This is a genomic window from Mesorhizobium sp. B2-3-10 (genome assembly GCF_006442275.1).
GTDB classification, from domain to species: Bacteria; Pseudomonadota; Alphaproteobacteria; order Rhizobiales; family Rhizobiaceae; genus Mesorhizobium; species Mesorhizobium australicum.
The window spans coordinates 521613-540039 of sequence record NZ_VFVT01000001.1 but is presented as its reverse complement, the minus strand read 5'-3'; the positions used below and the strand labels follow the sequence as shown (position 1 = coordinate 540039).

21 protein-coding genes are annotated in these 18427 nt (G+C 64.7%); 8 read left to right on the top strand and 13 right to left on the bottom strand.

All coding sequences use genetic code 11. The features are described 5' to 3' along the window. Positions 1-93: 93 nt before the first annotated feature. Together FJ943_RS02735 and FJ943_RS02730 are read right to left on the bottom strand one after the other, a co-directional pair. On the bottom strand, positions 94-693 hold the full coding sequence (locus FJ943_RS02735) for a DUF1236 domain-containing protein (RefSeq protein ID WP_015314956.1): 600 nt from the start codon (positions 691-693) through the stop codon (positions 94-96). Positions 694-755: 62 nt separating this feature from the next. Continuing rightward, complete coding sequence (locus tag FJ943_RS02730; protein WP_140618257.1) at positions 756-1853, bottom strand: putative zinc-binding metallopeptidase; 1098 nt, start codon at positions 1851-1853, stop codon at positions 756-758. 331 nt (positions 1854-2184) lie between these two features. Between FJ943_RS02730 and FJ943_RS02725 the strand changes: the two genes are divergently transcribed. Next, a complete protein-coding gene (locus FJ943_RS02725) occupies positions 2185-2982 on the top strand; it encodes a lytic transglycosylase domain-containing protein (RefSeq protein ID WP_015314954.1) in 798 nt (265 codons plus the stop codon). A gap of 50 nt (positions 2983-3032) precedes the next feature. Here FJ943_RS02725 and FJ943_RS02720 read toward each other — a convergent pair whose 3' ends face one another. Both FJ943_RS02720 and FJ943_RS02715 read right to left on the bottom strand, forming a co-directional pair. After that, positions 3033-3554: a hypothetical protein gene (locus FJ943_RS02720; protein ID WP_140719673.1), complete on the bottom strand. Its 522-nt coding sequence runs from the start codon at positions 3552-3554 to the stop codon at positions 3033-3035. A 5-nt stretch (positions 3555-3559) separates the two neighbouring features. Further along, entirely contained in the window at positions 3560-4783 is a 1224-nt protein-coding gene (locus FJ943_RS02715) for an argininosuccinate synthase (RefSeq protein WP_140712203.1), read from the bottom strand. A 326-nt stretch (positions 4784-5109) separates the two neighbouring features. On the opposite strand from FJ943_RS02715, the gene FJ943_RS02710 reads away from it, so the two are divergent. Continuing rightward, complete coding sequence (locus FJ943_RS02710; protein WP_140719671.1) at positions 5110-5751, top strand: LysE family translocator; 642 nt, start codon at positions 5110-5112, stop codon at positions 5749-5751. On the opposite strand, the gene FJ943_RS02705 is transcribed toward FJ943_RS02710, so the two are convergent. From FJ943_RS02705 to rlmN, 3 genes are read right to left on the bottom strand one after another with little or no spacing between them, the layout of a single operon-like run. Then, entirely contained in the window at positions 5723-6196 is a 474-nt protein-coding gene (locus tag FJ943_RS02705) for a hypothetical protein (protein WP_015314950.1), read from the bottom strand. The genes FJ943_RS02710 and FJ943_RS02705 overlap by 29 nt on opposite strands. After that, the gene (locus tag FJ943_RS02700) at positions 6193-6606 is read right to left on the bottom strand and encodes a hypothetical protein (protein ID WP_224529748.1); all 414 of its coding nucleotides are present in this window, start codon (positions 6604-6606) and stop codon (positions 6193-6195) included. Before FJ943_RS02700 ends, FJ943_RS02705 begins: the two co-directional genes overlap by 4 nt. Positions 6607-6638: 32 nt before the next feature. Continuing rightward, complete coding sequence (gene rlmN / locus FJ943_RS02695) at positions 6639-7874, bottom strand: 23S rRNA (adenine(2503)-C(2))-methyltransferase RlmN (RefSeq protein ID WP_140719668.1); 1236 nt, start codon at positions 7872-7874, stop codon at positions 6639-6641. A 278-nt stretch (positions 7875-8152) separates the two neighbouring features. Between rlmN and FJ943_RS02690 the strand changes: the two genes are divergently transcribed. Further along, the gene (locus FJ943_RS02690) at positions 8153-8452 is read left to right on the top strand and encodes a hypothetical protein (protein WP_140719667.1); all 300 of its coding nucleotides are present in this window, start codon (positions 8153-8155) and stop codon (positions 8450-8452) included. Between the two features lie 80 nt (positions 8453-8532). Here FJ943_RS02690 and FJ943_RS02685 read toward each other — a convergent pair whose 3' ends face one another. Then, on the bottom strand, positions 8533-9090 hold the full coding sequence (locus FJ943_RS02685) for a DUF305 domain-containing protein (protein WP_140719665.1): 558 nt from the start codon (positions 9088-9090) through the stop codon (positions 8533-8535). Positions 9091-9219: 129 nt separating this feature from the next. Here FJ943_RS02685 and FJ943_RS02680 point away from each other — a divergent pair, with 129 nt between their 5' ends. Further along, positions 9220-10575 (top strand): chloride channel protein, encoded by a 1356-nt coding sequence (locus FJ943_RS02680; RefSeq protein WP_140660410.1) that lies wholly within the window; start codon positions 9220-9222, stop codon positions 10573-10575. Positions 10576-10629: 54 nt separating this feature from the next. On the opposite strand, the gene FJ943_RS02675 is transcribed toward FJ943_RS02680, so the two are convergent. The 3 genes from FJ943_RS02675 to FJ943_RS02665 form a co-directional block, all read right to left on the bottom strand. Further along, positions 10630-11133, bottom strand: a complete 504-nt coding sequence (locus FJ943_RS02675) for an invasion associated locus B family protein (protein ID WP_015314944.1) — start codon at positions 11131-11133, stop codon at positions 10630-10632. 286 nt (positions 11134-11419) lie between these two features. Beyond that, the gene (locus FJ943_RS02670; RefSeq protein WP_015314943.1) at positions 11420-11782 is read right to left on the bottom strand and encodes a YkvA family protein; all 363 of its coding nucleotides are present in this window, start codon (positions 11780-11782) and stop codon (positions 11420-11422) included. A gap of 138 nt (positions 11783-11920) precedes the next feature. Continuing rightward, entirely contained in the window at positions 11921-12217 is a 297-nt protein-coding gene (locus FJ943_RS02665) for a 4a-hydroxytetrahydrobiopterin dehydratase (RefSeq protein WP_140719663.1), read from the bottom strand. Between the two features lie 50 nt (positions 12218-12267). Between FJ943_RS02665 and FJ943_RS02660 the strand changes: the two genes are divergently transcribed. After that, on the top strand, positions 12268-12786 hold the full coding sequence (locus tag FJ943_RS02660) for a low molecular weight protein-tyrosine-phosphatase (RefSeq protein ID WP_140719661.1): 519 nt from the start codon (positions 12268-12270) through the stop codon (positions 12784-12786). Here the strand turns inward: FJ943_RS02660 and thpR are convergent. Then, positions 12690-13286 (bottom strand): RNA 2',3'-cyclic phosphodiesterase, encoded by a 597-nt coding sequence (thpR, locus tag FJ943_RS02655; RefSeq protein WP_140618242.1) that lies wholly within the window; start codon positions 13284-13286, stop codon positions 12690-12692. The two genes, FJ943_RS02660 and thpR, sit on opposite strands and share 97 nt — an antisense overlap. 139 nt (positions 13287-13425) lie before the next feature. Further along, positions 13426-14070, bottom strand: a complete 645-nt coding sequence (locus FJ943_RS02650; protein WP_140719659.1) for an arylesterase — start codon at positions 14068-14070, stop codon at positions 13426-13428. 85 nt (positions 14071-14155) lie between these two features. On the opposite strand from FJ943_RS02650, the gene FJ943_RS02645 reads away from it, so the two are divergent. The 3 genes from FJ943_RS02645 (at position 14156) to FJ943_RS02635 (ending at position 18401) form a co-directional block, all read left to right on the top strand. After that, a complete protein-coding gene (locus tag FJ943_RS02645; RefSeq protein ID WP_140719657.1) occupies positions 14156-14851 on the top strand; it encodes an ABC transporter ATP-binding protein in 696 nt (231 codons plus the stop codon). Then, positions 14851-17400, top strand: coding sequence for an ABC transporter permease (locus tag FJ943_RS02640; protein ID WP_140719655.1), 2550 nt, complete (start codon positions 14851-14853; stop codon positions 17398-17400). The genes FJ943_RS02645 and FJ943_RS02640 overlap by 1 nt, the downstream gene beginning before the upstream one ends. Before the next feature lie 227 nt (positions 17401-17627). Beyond that, positions 17628-18401, top strand: a complete 774-nt coding sequence (locus tag FJ943_RS02635) for a Bax inhibitor-1/YccA family protein (RefSeq protein WP_140703759.1) — start codon at positions 17628-17630, stop codon at positions 18399-18401. Positions 18402-18427: the final 26 nt, after the last annotated feature.

Genomic DNA, 18427 nt, shown 5'->3' with positions numbered 1-18427 from the left:
TCCGATTGCCCCGGAACGCAGGCGCGGGCCAGCCTGCCGCGGTCGCCAATCCAGGTTTCGCCGGCGGCCGCTTCGGCGACCGCCGGCATCGCGTCAACGCACGACGTACATGATGCGCCGTGTCTGCGGATCGATCAGCGCCCGCTGGCCGTTTACATAGACATAGCGGTAGTTGTAGTCAGGAATTTCGCGCAGCTCGACCGTATCGGGCAGGGTCGCGCCGGTGACCACCTCGCCGTCGAGATAGACGGGGTCGAGGCGATGGGTGTCGACATAGGTCCGTACCGCGGCCGGCGGCGCTGGAAAGTCGCCAACCACCGGATCGCTGGAAATGATCGCACCGGTATAGTCGGTCGAATAGTTGCCGATGTCGTCCGGCGGCGAGACCACGGCAACGGCGGAGCGACGCTGCGTCAGCACCACGCGGCTGCCGCCGAAATCGGCGGTGACGTAGTCGGAATAGACCCAGCCCTGGCCGCCAGCTTCGGCGATGGTGCACCATTTGCTGTTTTCGATGCAGCCGTTGAGCGTTGCCGACTGGCCTGCGGCGAGAACGCCAATGACAGGATATTGCGGGCCGGGACCGGCACGCACGTTGAGATCGGTGACTGCCGAGACAGCGGTATCGGCCAATGCCGCGCCCGACATTGCGGTCAGCATCCCGGCTATTGCGGGAAACAATAAGGATTTCATGGGTTCTCTCCGTTTCACAGTCCCTCGGCGGTGACAACGGGACAGCAGCGCATGCGTTCCGGCTAAAATGCGCGAGCCAACTCACGATTTGTTCCGGCCTCCATCGGCAAGCCGGTCAGAAGATCGTGTACGAACGCCAGTTTCCGCGCGGTCGCGTCCGAAATGACGAAGGGGTAGAGGTCGGGTAGGCCCATGCAGCGGTTGATCGAATTGGAGGCTTCCGACAGCACCAGCCAGCGGGCAAGGATCTTGTCGAAGGGCTCGGGCGTGTTGGCGGGCTCCGAGGGTGCTGCCTGCGGCTCGCCCCCGGTATCGCCCCGCGGCAGTTCGTTCGTCTCCACCGTCTCCAGCCGGCCGAGCGGGAAGTTCAGCGCATGGACCATCTCCAGCGTGTCGGTAATGTGCAGGTGGTGGGCCCAGGTCTCGGCCCAGTCCTCCCACGGATGCGAGGTGGCGTAGGCCGAGATGTGGTCTTGCTGCCAATCGGGCGCCGCGCCATTGGCGTAGTAGGCCTTCAGCGCCTGTTCGTAGTCGGCACGCTCGTCGCCGAACAAGGCGCGGAACGCTTCCAGCCTTTGCGGATCGTCGCGGATCAGGCGGTCCCAGTAATAGTGGCCGAGCTCGTGGCGGAAATGGCCGAGCAGCGTGCGGTAATTCTCACCCATCTGGACGCGACGTTTTTCGCGCTCGGCTGAATCGGCTTCGGCGACGTTCAGCGTGATCAGGCCGTTGTCGTGACCAGTGAGAATCCGTTCGCCGCCCGGGCCGCCGCCGATCGGATCGGCGAGGAAGTCGAAGGCCAGCCCGATCTCGTCCGTCGGGCTCTGCTTGGGCGCCACCGGCAGGCCGAAGGCGAGCAGCGAATAGATGGCGCGCTTCTTCGCCGCCTCGACGCGAATCCAGCGGCGGCGATTGCCGTCGACCGAGAGATCCGGGATCAGCTGGTTCAGCACGCAGGCACGGCAGAAGACCTGTCCCGGCTCGGCCATCCAGTTGCAGGCGCATTCGTCGGCATTGGTGCACTGGATCGCGCCGTCGACGCCGGACAAGACAAAGCGCGCGCCCTCGGGATCATAGAGCACGAGACTGCTGCAGTTCAGGCACTGGGCATTCTCGAAATAAAGACGGTGGCCGCAATGCGGGCAGTCGAAAAGTTTCATCTCGGTCTCAATTCGTCAGAAGGGATGCATGATTCATCTGAAAGGGATGCATGATTCATAGGAAGGGATCATGGCGGCCCGTGCCCAAACGCGAACCACCGGCCGGTGTTCCGCGGTCCATCGCGACTATTTTGCTTCGCCGGTCCAGGCGCGCCTGCCCCGGTCCATGGGCGGCATCAGCGTCTTTCATGCCTGACACTCGCCATAATAATCACTTGATCGTAGGCAAATTCCCCGGCATTCGCCAGCATCGCGCCACAGACGGTGACAAATGCGCGTTTCGCTGGCAAATTCGCAAACGGGACGTGAATCAGGCAACCAGGAGAACAACATGGCATTTCGTGCCAAGGGTAGGATTTTAGCGGCGGCGGTGGTGGCGGTGCTCGGGCTGGCAACCGGCGCGCAAGCGGCGGCCAGCTGCGGCAAGACCGGCGCCGGCTTCGACGCCTGGAAACAGGACTTCGCCGCCGAGGCCAAGTCCGAAGGTGTCGGGTCGAGGGGTCTGGCTGCTCTGGCCGGCGCGACCTACGCAACAAGGACGATCTCCGCCGACCGCGCCATCCACAAGGCCTTCAGCGGCTCGGTGGACGATTTCATGAAACGCCGCGGCGGGTCGGCGATCATCTCCAAGGGCCGTTCGCTGAAGAAGTCGAACGCGGCGCTGTTCAACCAGATCGAAGCCAACTACGGCGTGTCGCCGGGCGTGCTGCTCGCCATCTGGGGCATGGAAACCGGCTTCGGTGCTTCCATGGGCAACCAGAACACAGTCTCCGCCATTGTGACGCTTGCCTATGATTGCCGCCGGCCCGACTATTTTCACCCGCATGCCATCGCGGCCCTGAAGCTGGTTGATCGCGGAGCGTTGACCGCCTCGTCGGTCGGCGCCATGCATGGCGAGATCGGCCACACGCAGTTCCTGCCCGGAAATGTCTTGAAGTATGCGGTAGGCAGCGGAAACCTGCGCGACAAGGCGATCGCTTTGGCCTCCACCGCCAACTTCCTCAAGGGTCACGGCTGGCGGGCTGGCGCCAGCGCGCAGTCGAATATGGGCGCGATCGCCGGCTGGAATTCCGCAAGCGTCTATCAGCAGGCCATCGCCCGCATCGCCACCGCGATCGACGCCGATTGATCGATCCGCACGGCCATTGAACGAAAGACCCGGCCACCGCGCCGGGTTTTTCATTTCACGTCGAGCGCATAGGAGCAGCCGGCCAGCGTCCTGCCGGGGTGGGACTCGACGGTCGAGACGTTGAGCGTGATGCGCGTGGCAAGGCTCACGCCGCCGGCATCCTCGCTGCTTTCGGCCATGACCTTCTCGCCGAGGAACTTGTCCGGCGTCGAGACCGTCGCCGGGACGTCGAGCTGGCGGGCGAGGTCCGGCGCTGCGATGCCATCAAGCACGGCCATCGGCCCTGTCGCGGTAAAGACGATCGTCGCGGTCTCGCGCCCGAAGACATGGACCGGGACCGGCAATCGATACTGCCGCAGGAAGGGATTGCCGGAAGCGACCTCCTTCCAGCCAAGGGTCTGCGCCGCGTCTGGCTCACCGCCCAGCCAGAGGGCAAGACCATTATACGCCGGCAGATCGGCCCTGCATTCGATGAGGGCGGCGAGGTCCAGGGAGGTGGGCGCGAAGTCCCCAGCCATGACCGGCGCCGCCAGAAAGAGCAGCGGCACCGGGCATCGACCGAGACAGCGCATTCCGTCTAGCTGTTGCGGTTGCGCGCGGCCAATGTCCGCAGCCTCAGCGCATTGAGGCGGATGAAGCCGGCGGCGTCCTTCTGGTCATAGGCGCCACGGTCGTCCTCGAAGGTGACCAGCGCGTCGGAATAGAGCGTCTTCCCAGACTTGCGGCCGGTGACCATGACATTGCCCTTGTAGAGCTTCAGCCGCACCGTGCCTTCGACGTCTTCCTGGCTCTTGTCGATCATCGCCTGCAGCATCAGGCGCTCGGGCGAGAACCAGAAGCCGTTGTAGATGAGCTCCGCGTAGCGCGGCATGAACTCGTCCTTGAGGTGCGCGGCACCCCGGTCAAGCGTGATCGATTCGATGGCGCGATGGGCCGCGAGCAGGATGGTGCCGCCCGGCGTTTCATACACGCCTCGCGATTTCATGCCGACGAAGCGGTTTTCGACCAGGTCGAGCCGGCCTATGCCATTGTCGCGGCCGAGATCGTTGAGCGCCGCCAGCATGGTGGCCGGCGACAGCTTCTTGCCGTTCAGCGCGACCGGGTCGCCCTTCAGGAATTCGATCTCGATCTCGGTCACGGCATCAGGCGCGTCCATCGGCGACACGGTGCGCTGGTGCACGAACTCCGGCGCCTCGCTCCACGGATCTTCCAATACCTTGCCCTCGGACGAGGAGTGCAGGAGGTTGGCGTCGACCGAGAACGGCGCATCGCCCTTCTTGTCCTTCGGCACCGGGATCTGGTGCTGTTCGGCGAAGTTCATCAGGTCGGTGCGCGACTTGAACGACCAGTCGCGCCACGGCGCGATGACCTTGATGTCGGGGTTGAGCGCGTAGGCCGAAAGCTCGAAGCGAACCTGGTCGTTGCCTTTGCCGGTGGCGCCATGCGCGATGGCGTCGGCGCCGGTTTCCCTGGCGATCTCGACCAGGTGCTTGGAGATCAGCGGCCGCGCGATCGAGGTTCCCAGGAGATAGGTGCCTTCGTAGACGGTGTTGGCGCGGAACATCGGGAAGACGAAGTCGGCGACGAATTCCTCGCGTACGTCGACGATGCGGATGTCCTTGATGCCCATCATCTCGGCCTTCTTGCGCGCCGGTTCGAGCTCCTCGCCCTGGCCGAGGTCGGCGGTGAAGGTGATGACTTCGGCGCCGAGTTCGGTCTGCAGCCATTTAAGGATGATGGATGTGTCGAGGCCGCCGGAATAGGAGAGCACGACCTTCTTGACGTCTTTGAATTTGGACATTTCTGCTCCGTCGAAAGGTGGACGCCTGAGGCAAGGCGTCACGGATTGTCGGAGCGCCTTTTAGCAGGAACGGCAAAGCGAGCAAGCGCACGCGGCGCCAGGTTGCTGATCCAGCGCGGCAGTGCGACGCCGGGCTTGATCGGGAGGACCGATCCCGGGGCCATGCCGCCGGTTACCAGGCGCTCAAGACCGCCGCCTGTAAGCTGGCGAAATGTAAGCTGGCGAAACTGGCCGAACCGCTCCAACTCCACCGGAGGACGCGCTGGCCCCATCTGGCGCCGGCGACACGGGTCCTGTATAGCCGACGCGTTCCCCCGGGGCTTGCCATGTCCTTCATTCCCGACACCACCACGCTGATCCAGTTCGCCATCGCCACCGTGATCCTGGCGATCACGCCAGGCCCCGACATGACGCTGTTCGTGTCGCGCACGCTGAGCCAGGGCCGCGCCACCGGCTTCGCCTCGATGGCCGGCGCGCTGTGCGGCACGCTGATCCACACCACGCTGGTGGTGGTCGGCGTCTCGGCGCTGATCGTCGCCTCGCCGATGGCTTTTTTCGTGCTGAAGACCTTTGGCGCCGGCTATCTCGTCTTCCTCGCCTGGCAGGCGATCGCCAAGGGCTCGGCTTTCTCGCCGGAAAAGAAGACCGGTCCGCGGATTTCCTTGTTGCGCAGTTGGGCGGCGGGGCTCGGCGTCAATTTGCTCAACCCGAAGATCATCCTGTTCTTCATGACCTTCCTGCCGCAATTCGTCTCCGCGCACGATCCGAACGCGCCGGGGAAGCTGTTCTTCCTCGGCTCCATGTTCATCGTGCTGTCGATCCCGGTGACGGTGCCGATGGTGCTGGCGGCGGAAAAATTCTCGGCGGCAATGAAAGCCAGCCCCCGTGTGACGCGGGTGGTCGACTATCTCTTCGCCGGCGTGTTCTCGGCGTTCGCGCTCAAGATCCTGACGGCCCAGGCGAAGTAGAGACCTTCCACCAGCTTCCCGCCCAGCGCCCGGCGGCAAGCCAATAGAAGATCCCGCCGACCATGCCGCCACCGAGCACCGCCATGATGGCGCTGGCTTCGGTGACCGCGAAAGGGGAATCGCGGACATTGTCGACGAGGCCGAGGAAAACCCCCGCTACCACCGCGCCGGCGAGCGCGTAGAACAACCAGTCGCGCCGGCCGAGGATTTCGGCAATCAGGATGACGATCGCCGCCGGCATGAAGCCGAAATAGGCGACGAACAGGGCGACGAAGGGAATTGAAAAATAGAGCGATGCCGTTGCCGCCGGATGCGCTTGCGCCGGCGCGTAGCCGAGCGAGGCCAGGAACAGGATGTTGAGGAAAGCGCTCGCCGCCAGCGAGGCGACGGCATAACCGAACAGGATGATGGCGAAGCGCACGATATAGGCGACGAGACGGTTCATCTGGGGTCACGGCCCGTGAGACGACCCGAGCTGCGTCCGGCCAGAAGCCAGTAGACCCAGCCGGCGGCAATGCCGGCGGCGGCCAGAAAACCCAGGAAGCCCGGATTGAAAACGAAGCCTCCAGCGGAGCCCGGCACAAAAACACCGAAGGCGATCGACGTGACCGCGCCCGTGACGGCGAAGTAGAACCATCCTCGCAGCGCCAGCCGTTCGGCGACGAAGATCGCCGGACCGACGATCAGCAACGCGCAGATCGCCACGGTCAACACGGCGAGCGGGAAGGAGGCCAGCCAGTCGAATGTGAAAATGATCGACCAGTTGCCGTCCTCGATCCCTGCCAGAAGAACGATCAGCAGTACCGGCACCAGGATTGAGGTCAGCACGGCGGCGAGGTAGCCGACTGCGATCATGGCGAAGCGTGTGAGGCCGGCGGCGAGACGGCTCACACCTCGCCGTGCCCCGCGATCATCATGGCTTCCAGCGCCAGCCGGTCGACCTTGCGCATGCGTTCCGATTCCGACTTCAGCTGGCCGCAGGCGGCCAGGATGTCGCGGCCGCGCGGCGTGCGGATCGGCGAGGCATAGCCGGCATTGTTGATGTAGTCGGCGAACTTCTCGATCGTCTCCCAGTCCGAGCACTGGTAGTTGGTGCCCGGCCACGGGTTGAACGGGATCAGGTTTATCTTGGCCGGAATCCCCTTGAGCAGCTTGATCAGCCCCTTGGCGTCCTCGATGGAATCGTTGACGTCCTTCAGCATCACATATTCGAAGGTGATGCGCTTGGCGTTGGAGAGGCCGGGATAGGCGCGGCAGGCGGCGATCAGCTCCTTCAGCGGATACTTCTTGTTGATCGGCACCAGAAGGTCGCGCAGATCGTCATTCGTCGCATGCAGCGAGATCGCCAGCATGACGCCGATCTCCTCGCCGGTGCGGAAAATCTCGGGCACGACGCCGGAGGTCGACAGCGTGATGCGGCGCTTCGACAGGGACAGGCCGTCGCCGTCGGAGGCGATCAGCAGCGCCTTCTTCACCGCCTCGAAATTATAGAGCGGCTCGCCCATGCCCATCATGACGATGTTGGACACTTTCCGGCCCTCGGCCGGCACGATGGCGCCATCCGGCGTGTCGCGGTCGGGGAAGTCGCCGAGCCGGTCGCGCGCGGTGAGCAACTGCGCCAGGATTTCTTCCGCGGTCAGGTTGCGCACCAACTTCTGCGTGCCGGTGTGGCAGAACGAACAGGTCAGCGTGCAGCCGACCTGCGAGGAGATGCAGAGCGTGCCACGGCCTTCCTCGGGGATATAGACGGTCTCGATCTCGACCGGCCGGCCGGCGCCGCGGGGCGGAAAGCGGAACAGCCACTTTCGCGTGCCGTCGGCGGAAATCTGCTCCTCGACGATCTCGGGCCGGGCGACGGTGAAATGCTTGTCGAGTTCGGCGCGCAGATCCTTGGAGATGTTGAACATGCCGGCGAAGTCGGAAACGCCGCGCACATACATCCATTGCCAGAGCTGCTGGGCGCGCATCTTTGCCTGGCGCTCCGGCACGGTGCCGGATTCGACAAGAGCGGCGGCGAGTTCCGTCCGCGTGAGGCCGATCAGCGATGGCTTTTCGGTCCGCGCGGCACGGCCGCGCAAGGCGTCACGGGCGCCTTCGGCGGTAAGGTCGAGTGAAAGGGTCATGGTTGCACAGATATAAGCGGTTTGCGGCCGATTTCATCCATCGGCCCGATATGAAGCGCGGCGCATAGCACAGGTTGAGCGCGAAGTCATGCGGTGCACGCCAAACCGAAGTCCGCCGTCGGTGTCCCGATCGCCACCGTCCCCGTGAAGGACGATCGAGGCCGGCCGAAGGAATTTCGGCGGCGGCGATCACTTAGTCGTGTTGGCGTAACGATCCCCATCGCGCCTTCGAACCCTGAATGGGGCAACTGTGCCCCTATAGAATGGGAGTATGCAGAATGAAATCGATCAAGCTCGCCGCCATTGCCGGCCTCGCCGCGCTTTGCGCCTCGCAGGCGTTTGCCGAGGACGCGATGGGCACCATGAGCATGATGAAAGGCGGACAAGTGACGGCGATCATGCCCGACGGGCATATGGGCACCATGACGCCGGACGCGAAGATGGGCGCCGACATGATGAAGATGGCCAAGCCGATCAAGCACTGCATGATGATGATGACCGACGCCAAGGGCAAAGCCTACATGATCGACACCTCGACCAAGAAGGCCCAGGCCGAATGTGAAAAAATGGCTATGTGACGATCCCGCAAGGATGTTCCCGCCGGCTTGGAGGCCGGCGGGACGAGCAACTTCCATATTATCCGCGCGTCTCCCCGCGCCTACCTGTCGATGGAGAGCGTATCGATCCCGGTGCTCTGGTCGGTTTCCGGTGGCGGCGGCGCGGCCCCGCGGGCTCGGTAGGACGGCAGGTCAGGAGCGCCGGCCGCTACGGGATTCGGTTCGAGTCGCGCGATCAGACGCTTCATTTGCGTGATCTCGCGCACTTGGGCGTCGATGATGCCGTCCGCGAGCTTTCGCACCTCCGGGTCGCGGATATGGGCGCGTTCGCTGGTCATGATCGCGATCGAGTGGTGCGGGATCATGGCCTTCATGTAAGAGACGTCGCTCACGGTTTCCTGGCTTCTGACCAGCCACAAGGCACCAGCGAATACGAGCATGCCGCCGATGACGATGCCGACATTCGCGGCCACGCTCCCGTACATCCCCCACATGAAGCCGATCATGACGATGGCCATGGCGGCGCCCATCACGATGGCCATCCACACCCGGGTCTGGCTGAAGAAAACATGATCCAGCGCATAGGTGTTCAGGTACATGAGCCCGTACATGAGGACCGTGGAAACCAGGATCATCGCGGCGAATCTGACATAGCTCATGACTGCGGGCTCCTTGTTCAAAGGGACACAACCGCGACGGTGGGCTTTTTGATCCCGTCCGATCGGCAGACTCACACTTGATCGGCGTCATGCCTGTGTTAGGGCTGGGTTTTCCCCCCGAGGGCAGACATGGCCGGCCAATCGCGAAAACACCCCATGCTGCGGCGTTCGCGCGCCATGTGGGCCTCGCGCCGCGTCTGGCAGCCACGTCTGGTGTTCTGGGCCGGTGCGATCTCCATCGGCCTGATCAGCGTGCTCTTTGCCGTGCTGGCCGACAAGGCGCAGGCGCTTTTTCATGTCGTGATCGGCAATGACGGCGGCTGGCGTTTCTATCTGCCGCTGGCCATCACGCCGCTCGGCTTTGTGCTGTGCGCCTGGCTGGCGCACGCCTTCTTCCCGGGCTCGCAAGGCAGCGGCATTCCGCAGGCGATCGCCGCCCGCCACCTGCGCGACGACGACGACCGCAGCCATATCCTGTCGCTCAGGCTGGTGGCGGGCAAGATCGCGCTCACCCTTGTCGGCCTGTTCTGCGGCGCTTCGATCGGCCGCGAGGGACCGACCGTACAGGTCGGCGCGTCGCTGATGCTGCAGGCGGCGCGTTGGGGCGGCATGGCGCAGGCGCGCGGCCTGATCCTGGCCGGCTCGGCGGCGGGCATCGCGGCGGCGTTCAACACCCCGCTCGCCGGCATCGTCTTCGCCATCGAGGAGATGGGCCGCACTTATGAGGCGCGCACCAACGGACTGGTGCTGACAGCGGTCATCCTGGCCGGCCTCGCCTCGCTCGGCGTGCTCGGCAACTACACCTATTTCGGCGTGTCCAAGGAGACGATCTCGTTTGCCGTCGACTGGCCGCTGGTGATCGCCTGCGGCGTCATCGGCGGCGGCTTTGGCGCCTTGTTCTCGTTGCTGGCCCTCAAGGCGACACGGCGTATCCGACGCTGGAACGCGCTGCAGCCGCTGTGGCGCGCGCTGCTGGTGGCCGCGATCTGCGGACTGGCGGTCGCGGTGATCGGTATCGCCTCCGGCGGGCTGACCTTCGGCACCGGCTACGCGCAGGCGCGCAGCGCGGTCGAAGGCACGCCGCTGCCCTGGTTCTTCTTTGCCGAGAAATTCGCGGCCGGCCTGCTGTCGATGATCTCAGGCATTCCCGGCGGCATCTTCGCGCCCTCGCTGGCGGTCGGCGCCGGCATCGGCAGCTCGCTCGGCCTGATGTTCGGGAGCAGCGCGGGCGTCGCGGCCCTGCTCGGCATGGCGGGCTATTTCGCCGGCGTCGTGCAAGCGCCGATGACGGCTTTCGTCATCATCCTCGAAATGACCGGCAATCACGACAATGTCATCGGCCTGATGCTGGCTTCGATGCTGGGCTACGGCACGGCGCGGCTGATCTCGCACGAGCCGCTTTATCACGCCCTGTCGCGGGTGTTCATCGCCGAGGCGATCCGGCGGCGGCGGGCGGAGGCCGCACCGGAATCAGGGCTGGGCTGAAAAAGCAAAGGCCGGGCGTTACGGCCCGGCCTTCGGTTCAAAAACGAAGATAGCCTATTTGCACTTGGCGATCGAGGACAGCGCCGCCGAAATGCCCTTAAGCGAGAAGACATAGTTCGTGGGATTGCCGCGGCCCGACTTCGCCGACACCTTCATGTCGGTTCCGGTCTTCATCGCGGCGATCAGCACTGGCTCTTCCGCCGCGTTCTCGACCCAGGCCGATTTGCCGCGCGTGAACATCGAGAAGCTCTTCTTGTCGATGGTGACGGTGGCCTTGGAACCTTCCTGGAAATTGTAGCCGGCGATGAACTGAGGCTCATAGGACACTTGCTGGCCGGGCCGCTGGCTGACGAAGAAGAACATGTCGCCATGGTCGAGCGTCGGCGGCTGCTTGTCGGTCGGCACGGTCAGCACGTAGCAGACCTTGCCGCCCGAAGCCTGGTAGCTGTAGGTGCCCCAGGCATTGTGCTGGCCGATCTTGGTCGCCTGCTGCGCCAGCGCCGGCGCCGCCGAGGCCGCCAGGACCAGGCTCGAAACTAGTGCAATCAATCCGCGCATCGTTTTTCCCGTATTCCAAATGGTGCGGAGGCGGGCCGCGTGGCGTCCTGCCGTCGCTTCATTTTGATTTAATCTGGGTTACCAAACGGTGAATTTCCCAAGAGAAAAGGACCTTCACCCCAGGAAACCGCCGCCATTTCCGCGCCGCCGCCTTGTCAGCGACCGGCTCGGTGTCCCTTTGGCGACTTGGAGGCCACGAAAACGGCAAGAGTTTGACTTCTAACCCGCCGCTGAACGCCCCTGTCCAGCGGTCGAGCCGTCGCGGCGGGATTCGGCCGGCGGGACTTCAGCTCTTATCGGCGATGGCGTCCTTGGCGGCTTGCCGGTGCGCGGGCGTGATATGGGCGCTGACGGCGGTGATCGCGGCGGTCAGCACGGCGATGTCGTCGGTGAAGCCGAGACCAAAGATGAAGTCGGGGATGAGGTCGACCGGCAGGACGAAATAGCCGAGCGCGGCCACCAATATGCCCTTGGCGCGCAGCGGCGTCTTCTTGTCCATGGCGCAGTAATAGGCAGCGACGACATCTTCCATGAACGGAATCTGCCGAGCGGCCTTCCTGGCCGTGCGCCAGAACTTTTCGCGCACTTCGCCTTCGCCGGCCAGCTTGTCGCCAAAGCCGAAGAAATCAAAACCGGATTCTTGCGCCATCAATCTCTCCTTGCGGGCCTCATGCGCGTCTCAGCGCACGTCCGCCGATCAAAATGTGGTGAAAGCTTAACCCGGCTGCAAGATGCGGGCGCCGATTTGCCGGGTCCGCGCCGGGCCTGGACGTTGGACAGCCCGTGTTCAGCCGCCGAAATAGCGGTTCATCTTCTTCGCCAATTCGATGTCGAGCGCCGTCACGCCGCCGGCGTCATGCGTGTTCAGGTTAACGCTGACGGTCTTGTAGACATTCGACCAATCGGGATGGTGGTCCATCTTCTCGGCGGTCAGCGCCACCCTGGTCATGAAGGCGAAGGCTTCGGAGAAATTGGCGAAGGTGAAGGTGCGGCCGATCGAGGCGCCGTCGTCCGCCAGTGCCCAACCATCAAGCCCTGTGAGCGCTGCTTCGGCGGCCTCCCTGCCCAGTTTCTCTCTCGTCATGTCCGCTTCCCGTGCTATTGGGCTGAAGTCGTCACCATAGCGCCGGATCCATGATCGCGAAGCCCATAAATTCCATTCTTTTCGTCTGCCTCGGCAACATCTGCCGGTCGCCGCTGGCCGAAGGCATCCTTGGCGCCGTGCTGGCTGAGCGCGGATATGGCGGCGATATCGTGCTCGATTCGGCCGCGACCAGCGGCTGGGAGGTCGGCTCCGCTCCCGACCCGCGCTCGATCGCCATCGCGTCTCACCACGGCATCGACATCTCGCGGCAGCGGGCGCGCAAGATCATGCCGGAGGATTTTCACCGCTTCGACCTGATCTTCGGCATGGACCGGTCCAACGTCGCCGACCTGAAGGCGCTGGCGCCGGCGGCGGTGCGCGACCGTATCCACCTGTTCCTGGAATTCGCCAAGGGAAGGCCGCGCGATGTACCGGACCCCTACTATGAGGACCAGCAAGCGTTTGCCGAGGTCTATCGCATGATCCGCGAGGCGTCGGAGGTGCTGGCGACACGGCTGGCGGCACGCGTATCGACGCCGGACAGCGGCCATGCCTCCTCGACAATATAGGGGCCGCCACCCACCGAATCGCGCGACGACATCAGCACGAAACGGCCGATGCGGAACGGCAGCGTCGAGAAATTGCCGCGCGCCGACAGATATTGGGCGACGTCGAGCGGGCTCGAATTGCGCAGCCGCGCCAGCGTCACATGCGGCATGAACCTGCGCGGATCGGCGGGAATGCCGAGCCGCTGGCAGATGCGCTCGATTTCGGCCTGAAGAGCCGCCATATCGGGCGAGGGCGAAGCGCCGGCCCACACCGCATGCGGCTTCTTCTGGCCGAAAGCGCCGACACCGGACAAGGTCAGCGAGAAGGAAGGGCGATGCACCCGGTCGAGAGCGTTGGCGATCTCGTCGGCGACATGGCCCTGGACGTCGCCGATGAAGCGTAGCGTCAGATGGTAGTTTTCGACGTCGATCCAGCGGGCCCCGGGCAGGCCGCCCCGGAGCAGGGACAGCGAAAGGGCGGCATCACGCGGAATTTCGAGGGCGGTGAAAAGACGCGGCATGAAGAGCCTCCCTTCCTCGAATCGAAACTGTCATCCCTAGCGAATCATCGATAATCAAATGGAGCAAGTGGTTTGTTGGTCGCGGATGCAATCTACATGCAATCTAAAGCTTCCGCGGCGGAACCGGTTCCATCCGACTTCACGATCCGCCTGGCGCCGCCGCCATGGCCTTCTCGACGGTAGGCAGGATGCGTTCGACCATCAGGTCGACGCCGCGAGCACTCGGATGCAGGCCGTCCTCGAGCTGCAGGCCGGGCTGGCCAGCGACGCCGTCGAGGAAGAACGGATAGAGCGGAACATCGTATTTGCCGGCCAGGTCAGCAAAGATGGCGTCGAAGGCGCTCTGGTAGTCGGCGCCGAGATTGGGCGCCGCCCGCATGCCGGCCAGCAGCACGGCAATCTTGCGCTCTTTGAGCTTGCCTAGCATCTCGTCCAGGTTCCGTTTGGTGATGTCGGGCGCGACGCCGCGCAGCATGTCGTTGGCGCCGAGTTCGAGGATCACCAGCTGCGTGCCGTCAGGCACCGACCAGTCGAGCCGCGCCAGGCCGCCGCTGGAGGTGTCGCCGGAGACGCCGGCATTGGCGACGACGACGTCATGGCCCTTGGCGCGAAGTGCTGCCTGCAATTTGTCGGTAAAGCCCTCGCCCGGGCCAAGGCCGTACCCCGCCATCAGGCTGTCACCGAAGCCGACGATCTTGAAAGGCGCGGCGCGCGCCGACGAGATGCCGCCGCAGATGGCGAGGAAAACGACCAGGCCTGCGGCAAAGCGGCGTTTGAAAGACATGCGGCAGGCCCCATATGACAGAGAATTCTTCCGGCGATGGCTTCCGACAGGCAGAGCCTCCCTTTCCATATAGGACGCTTTCATTTTGACAGAAGCCGTCATCGCGCTGAAAGACATATCCCTGACACTCGGCGAAGGCGCTTCGTCGGTTCATGTATTGAAGGGCGTCAGCCTCGACGTCGCGCGCGGCGAGGCGACGGGTATCGTCGGCCCGTCGGGGTCCGGCAAGTCGACATTGCTGATGGTGCTGGCCGGGCTGGAGCGGGTCGATTCCGGTACGGTGCGCATTGCCGGCGAACTGCTCAACGGTAAAAGCGAGGACCAGATCGCTTCGTTTCGCGGCCGAAACATTGGCATCGTGTTCCAGTCCTTCCACCTCATCCCCAATATGACGGCGCTCGAAAATGTCGCCGTGCCGCTGGAACTGGCCGGCCACGCCGATCCCTTCTCGGTGGCGGAGCGGGAACTGGCGGCCGTCGGCCTCAGCGACCGCGTCACCCATTATCCTGGCGAGCTCTCCGGCGGCGAGCAGCAGCGCGTGGCGATCGCCCGGGCGCTGGCACCATCGCCGCGCATCCTGATCGCCGACGAGCCGACCGGCAACCTCGATCAGGCGACGGGGCGGCAGGTCGCCGATCTGCTGTTCGCCAAGGCCGCCGAACGCGGCATGACGCTGGTGCTGGTGACCCATGATCCGGCGCTCGCGGCGCGCTGCTCGCGCCAGGTTTCGATGCGCTCCGGCCGGATCGAGGCCCCGCCGCCGGTCAGGGTCACCGCCTGATGCCGCTGGCGCGGACCTTGAAGCTTGCCATCCGCTTTTCGCTGCGCGAGATGCGCGGCGGCCTGTCCGGCTTCCTCATCTTCCTCGCCTGCATCGCGCTCGGCGTGGCGGCTATCGGCGGCGTCAATTCGGTGGCCCGCTCCATCACCGCCGGTGTCGCCGATCAGGGCCAGACGCTGCTCGGCGGCGATCTTCGCTTCCAGATCAACCAGCGCGACGCCAGCCAGGCAGAACTTGGCTTTCTCGACGGGCTGGGCGTGGTTTCGCATACCGCCGGCATGCGCTCGATGGCGCGCCTGGCTGACGGATCCGACCAGGCGCTGGTCGAGGCCAAGGCTGTCGACGAGGCCTATCCGCTCTATGGCGCGCTGGAAACCGAACCGGTGCTGACGAAGCAGGAACTGTTCGGCAGGCAGTTCGGCGTTTTCGGCGCCGCGGCACCCGATCTCTTGTTCGAACGGCTGCATCTCAAGATCGGCGACCGGCTGAAGCTCGGCACCGCCACGTTCGAACTGCGCGCCAGGCTGGTGGCCGAGCCCGACGCGGTCTCCGACGGGTTCGGCTTCGCGCCAAGGCTGATGATCTCGACCGAGGGCCTGGCCGCCACCGGGCTGATCCAACCGGGCAGCCTGGTCGAGAACGCCTACAAGGTCCGGCTGCCCGCCGGTGCCGACGAGGCGCGGCTCAAGGCCATCCAGGACCGGGCGGCCAAGGATTTTCCGCAGGCCGGCTGGTCGATCCGCACGCGCAGCAACGCCGCACCGGCGCTATCCTCCAACATCGAACGCTTCTCCCAGTTCCTGACGCTGGTCGGGCTCACCGCGCTGGTGGTCGGCGGCGTCGGCGTCGCCAATGCGGTGCGCGCCTATCTCGACGGCAAGCGCGGCGTCATCGCCACCTTCAAGAGCCTGGGGGCGTCCGGCGGCTTCGTCTTTGCCGTCTACCTCTTGCAGATCCTGATCATCGCGGCACTTGGCATCGTGCTCGGCCTGGTGCTCGGGGCGCTGATGCCGTTCGCGGCGAGTGCCGCGCTTCAGTCGGTCATTCCGGTGCCGGCGCAGGGCGGCTTCTATCCCGGCGCGCTCGCCATGGCGGCCCTGTTCGGCCTGCTGGTGACGCTGGCCTTCGCGCTGTTGCCGCTCGGTCGCGCCCGTGACGTGCCGGCAACCGCGCTGTTCCGGGAGATGGGACTGGAAGGCCGGGGCCTGCCGCGCCCCGTCTATGTCGTTTGCGCGCTCGGCATCGCGCTTTTCCTGGCAGCGCTGGCGATCCTGTTTTCGGGCGACCAGCGCATCGCCTCGATCTTCGTCGGCGCCACCGTTTTTGCTTTCCTGGTGCTGCGTCTCGTCGGCGGACTGGTGCAATGGGCAGCCCGGAAAAGCCCGCGCGTGCGCTTTGTCGCGCTCAGGCTCGCCATCGGCAACATCCACCGGCCGGGGGCGCTGACGCCCTCGGTGGTGCTGTCGCTGGGGCTTGGGCTGACGCTCTTGGTGACACTGGCGCTGATTGACGGGAATCTCAGGCGCCAGATCTCCGGCAGCCTGCCGGAGCGGGCGCCGAACTTCTTCTTCGTCGACATCCAGGGCAGCGAAGTCGATGCGTTCTCCTCGCTGATGGCGAAGGAGGTGCCGCGGGGAACGCTGACCAAGGTGCCGATGCTGCGCGGCCGGGTCATGGCTCTCAACGGCGTCGATGTCGACAAGGTCAAGGTGCCTGCCGAGGGCGCCTGGGTGCTGAAGGGAGATCGCGGCCTGACCTATGACACCAGGCAACCGGAAAACGCGACGCTGACAGAGGGCAAATGGTGGCCCGACAACTATGCCGGCGAGCCGCTGGTTTCGTTTTCCGACAAGGAAGGCAAGGAAATCGGGCTGAAGCTCGGCGACACCATCACCGTCAATGTGCTCGGCCGCAATGTCACCGCCCGCATCGCTAATTTCCGCCAGGTCGAGTGGGAGACGATGGGCATCAATTTCGTCATGGTGTTCTCGCCCAACACATTCGCCGGCGCCCCGCATGGCTGGATAGCCACGCTCACCGAAAAGAACGCCTCGGCGGCCGACGACGCGCGCGTCCTCAACGCCGTCACCCGCGCCTTTCCCGCCGTGACGACGGTGCGGGTCAAGGACGCACTCGACATCGTCAACCGGCTGGTCGGCCAGCTCGGCACGGCGATCCGGGCGGCGGCCGGCGTGGCGCTGATCGCCTCGGTTCTGGTGCTTGCCGGCGCGCTTGCCGCCGGCAACCGGGCGCGCATCCACGACGCTGTGGTGCTGAAGACGTTGGGCGCCACCCGGCGAACGCTGATCACGGCATTCTCTCTGGAATACATGCTGATCGGACTGGCCACCGCCATCTTCGCGCTCGCCGCCGGCAGCGCCGCCGCCTGGTTCGTGGTCGCACGCATCATGACGCTGCCATCGCATTTCATGCCCGAGGTGGCGGTGGCGACGATTGCCTTTTCGCTGGTGATCACGGTCGGCATCGGCCTTGCCGGCACCTGGCGGGTGCTCGGCCACAAGGCGGCACCCGTGCTGCGAAACCTCTGATTCGCCGGCGGGCGCCGCCTGCCCGGGTTAAATCTTGGTAAGAATACCGTCCGAAACGGCCGGCGAAGCGGCATTTTGGCCTGTCACGAACCGTTACACCCGGTTACGGTCTTGTTCTTGACGCGAATAACCATCATATTCCGCGCAGGCATGCTGGAGCCCCCCAGCGGCGCCTGGGTCCGCAAGAGGCCCGACACCGGACGGGGCAGAAGCAACGAGGATTTCCAATGGCTGATCCCATTCGCAACTATCAGACGTCGGCGGTGCCCGGCGTCCGCGCCGACATCGACCAGGGTCTGCGCGCCTACATGATCAAGGTCTACAATCTGATGGGGCTTGGCCTGCTCATCACCGGCCTTGCCGCCATCGGCACGATCATGCTGGCCACCACCACCGATCCGGCTTCGGCCGTCGCGACGCTGCCGAGCGGCGAGATGCTGACCTCCTTCGGCTACGCGATCTTCGGTTCGCCGCTGCGCTGGGTTGTCATGCTGGCGCCGCTGGCCGCCGTGTTCTTCCTGTCGTTCAGGATCCAGTCGATGAGCGTCGCCGCCGCGCAGACCACCTTCTGGGTCTATGCTGGTCTGGTCGGCCTGTCGCTGTCGTCGATCTTCCTGGTCTACACCACGGCCAGCATCTCGCAGACCTTCTTCGCCACCGCCGCGGCCTTCGGCGCGCTGTCGCTGTTCGGCTACACCACCAAGCGCGACCTGTCGGCGATGGGCTCGTTCCTGATCATGGGCGTGTTCGGCATCATCATCGCGTCGGTGATCAACATCTTCCTGCAGTCGTCGGCACTGACCTTCGCCGTCTCGGCGATCGGCGTACTGGTCTTCGCCGGCCTCACCGCCTACGACACGCAGAAGATCAAGGAGATGTATTTCGAGGGCGACGCTTCCGATGTCGCGGGCCGCAAGGCCATCATGGGCGCGCTGTCGCTCTACCTCGATTTCATCAACCTCTTCATGTTCCTGCTCCAGTTCATGGGCGACCGCCGCTAAGCGGTATTGGACCATCGACTCGTGGA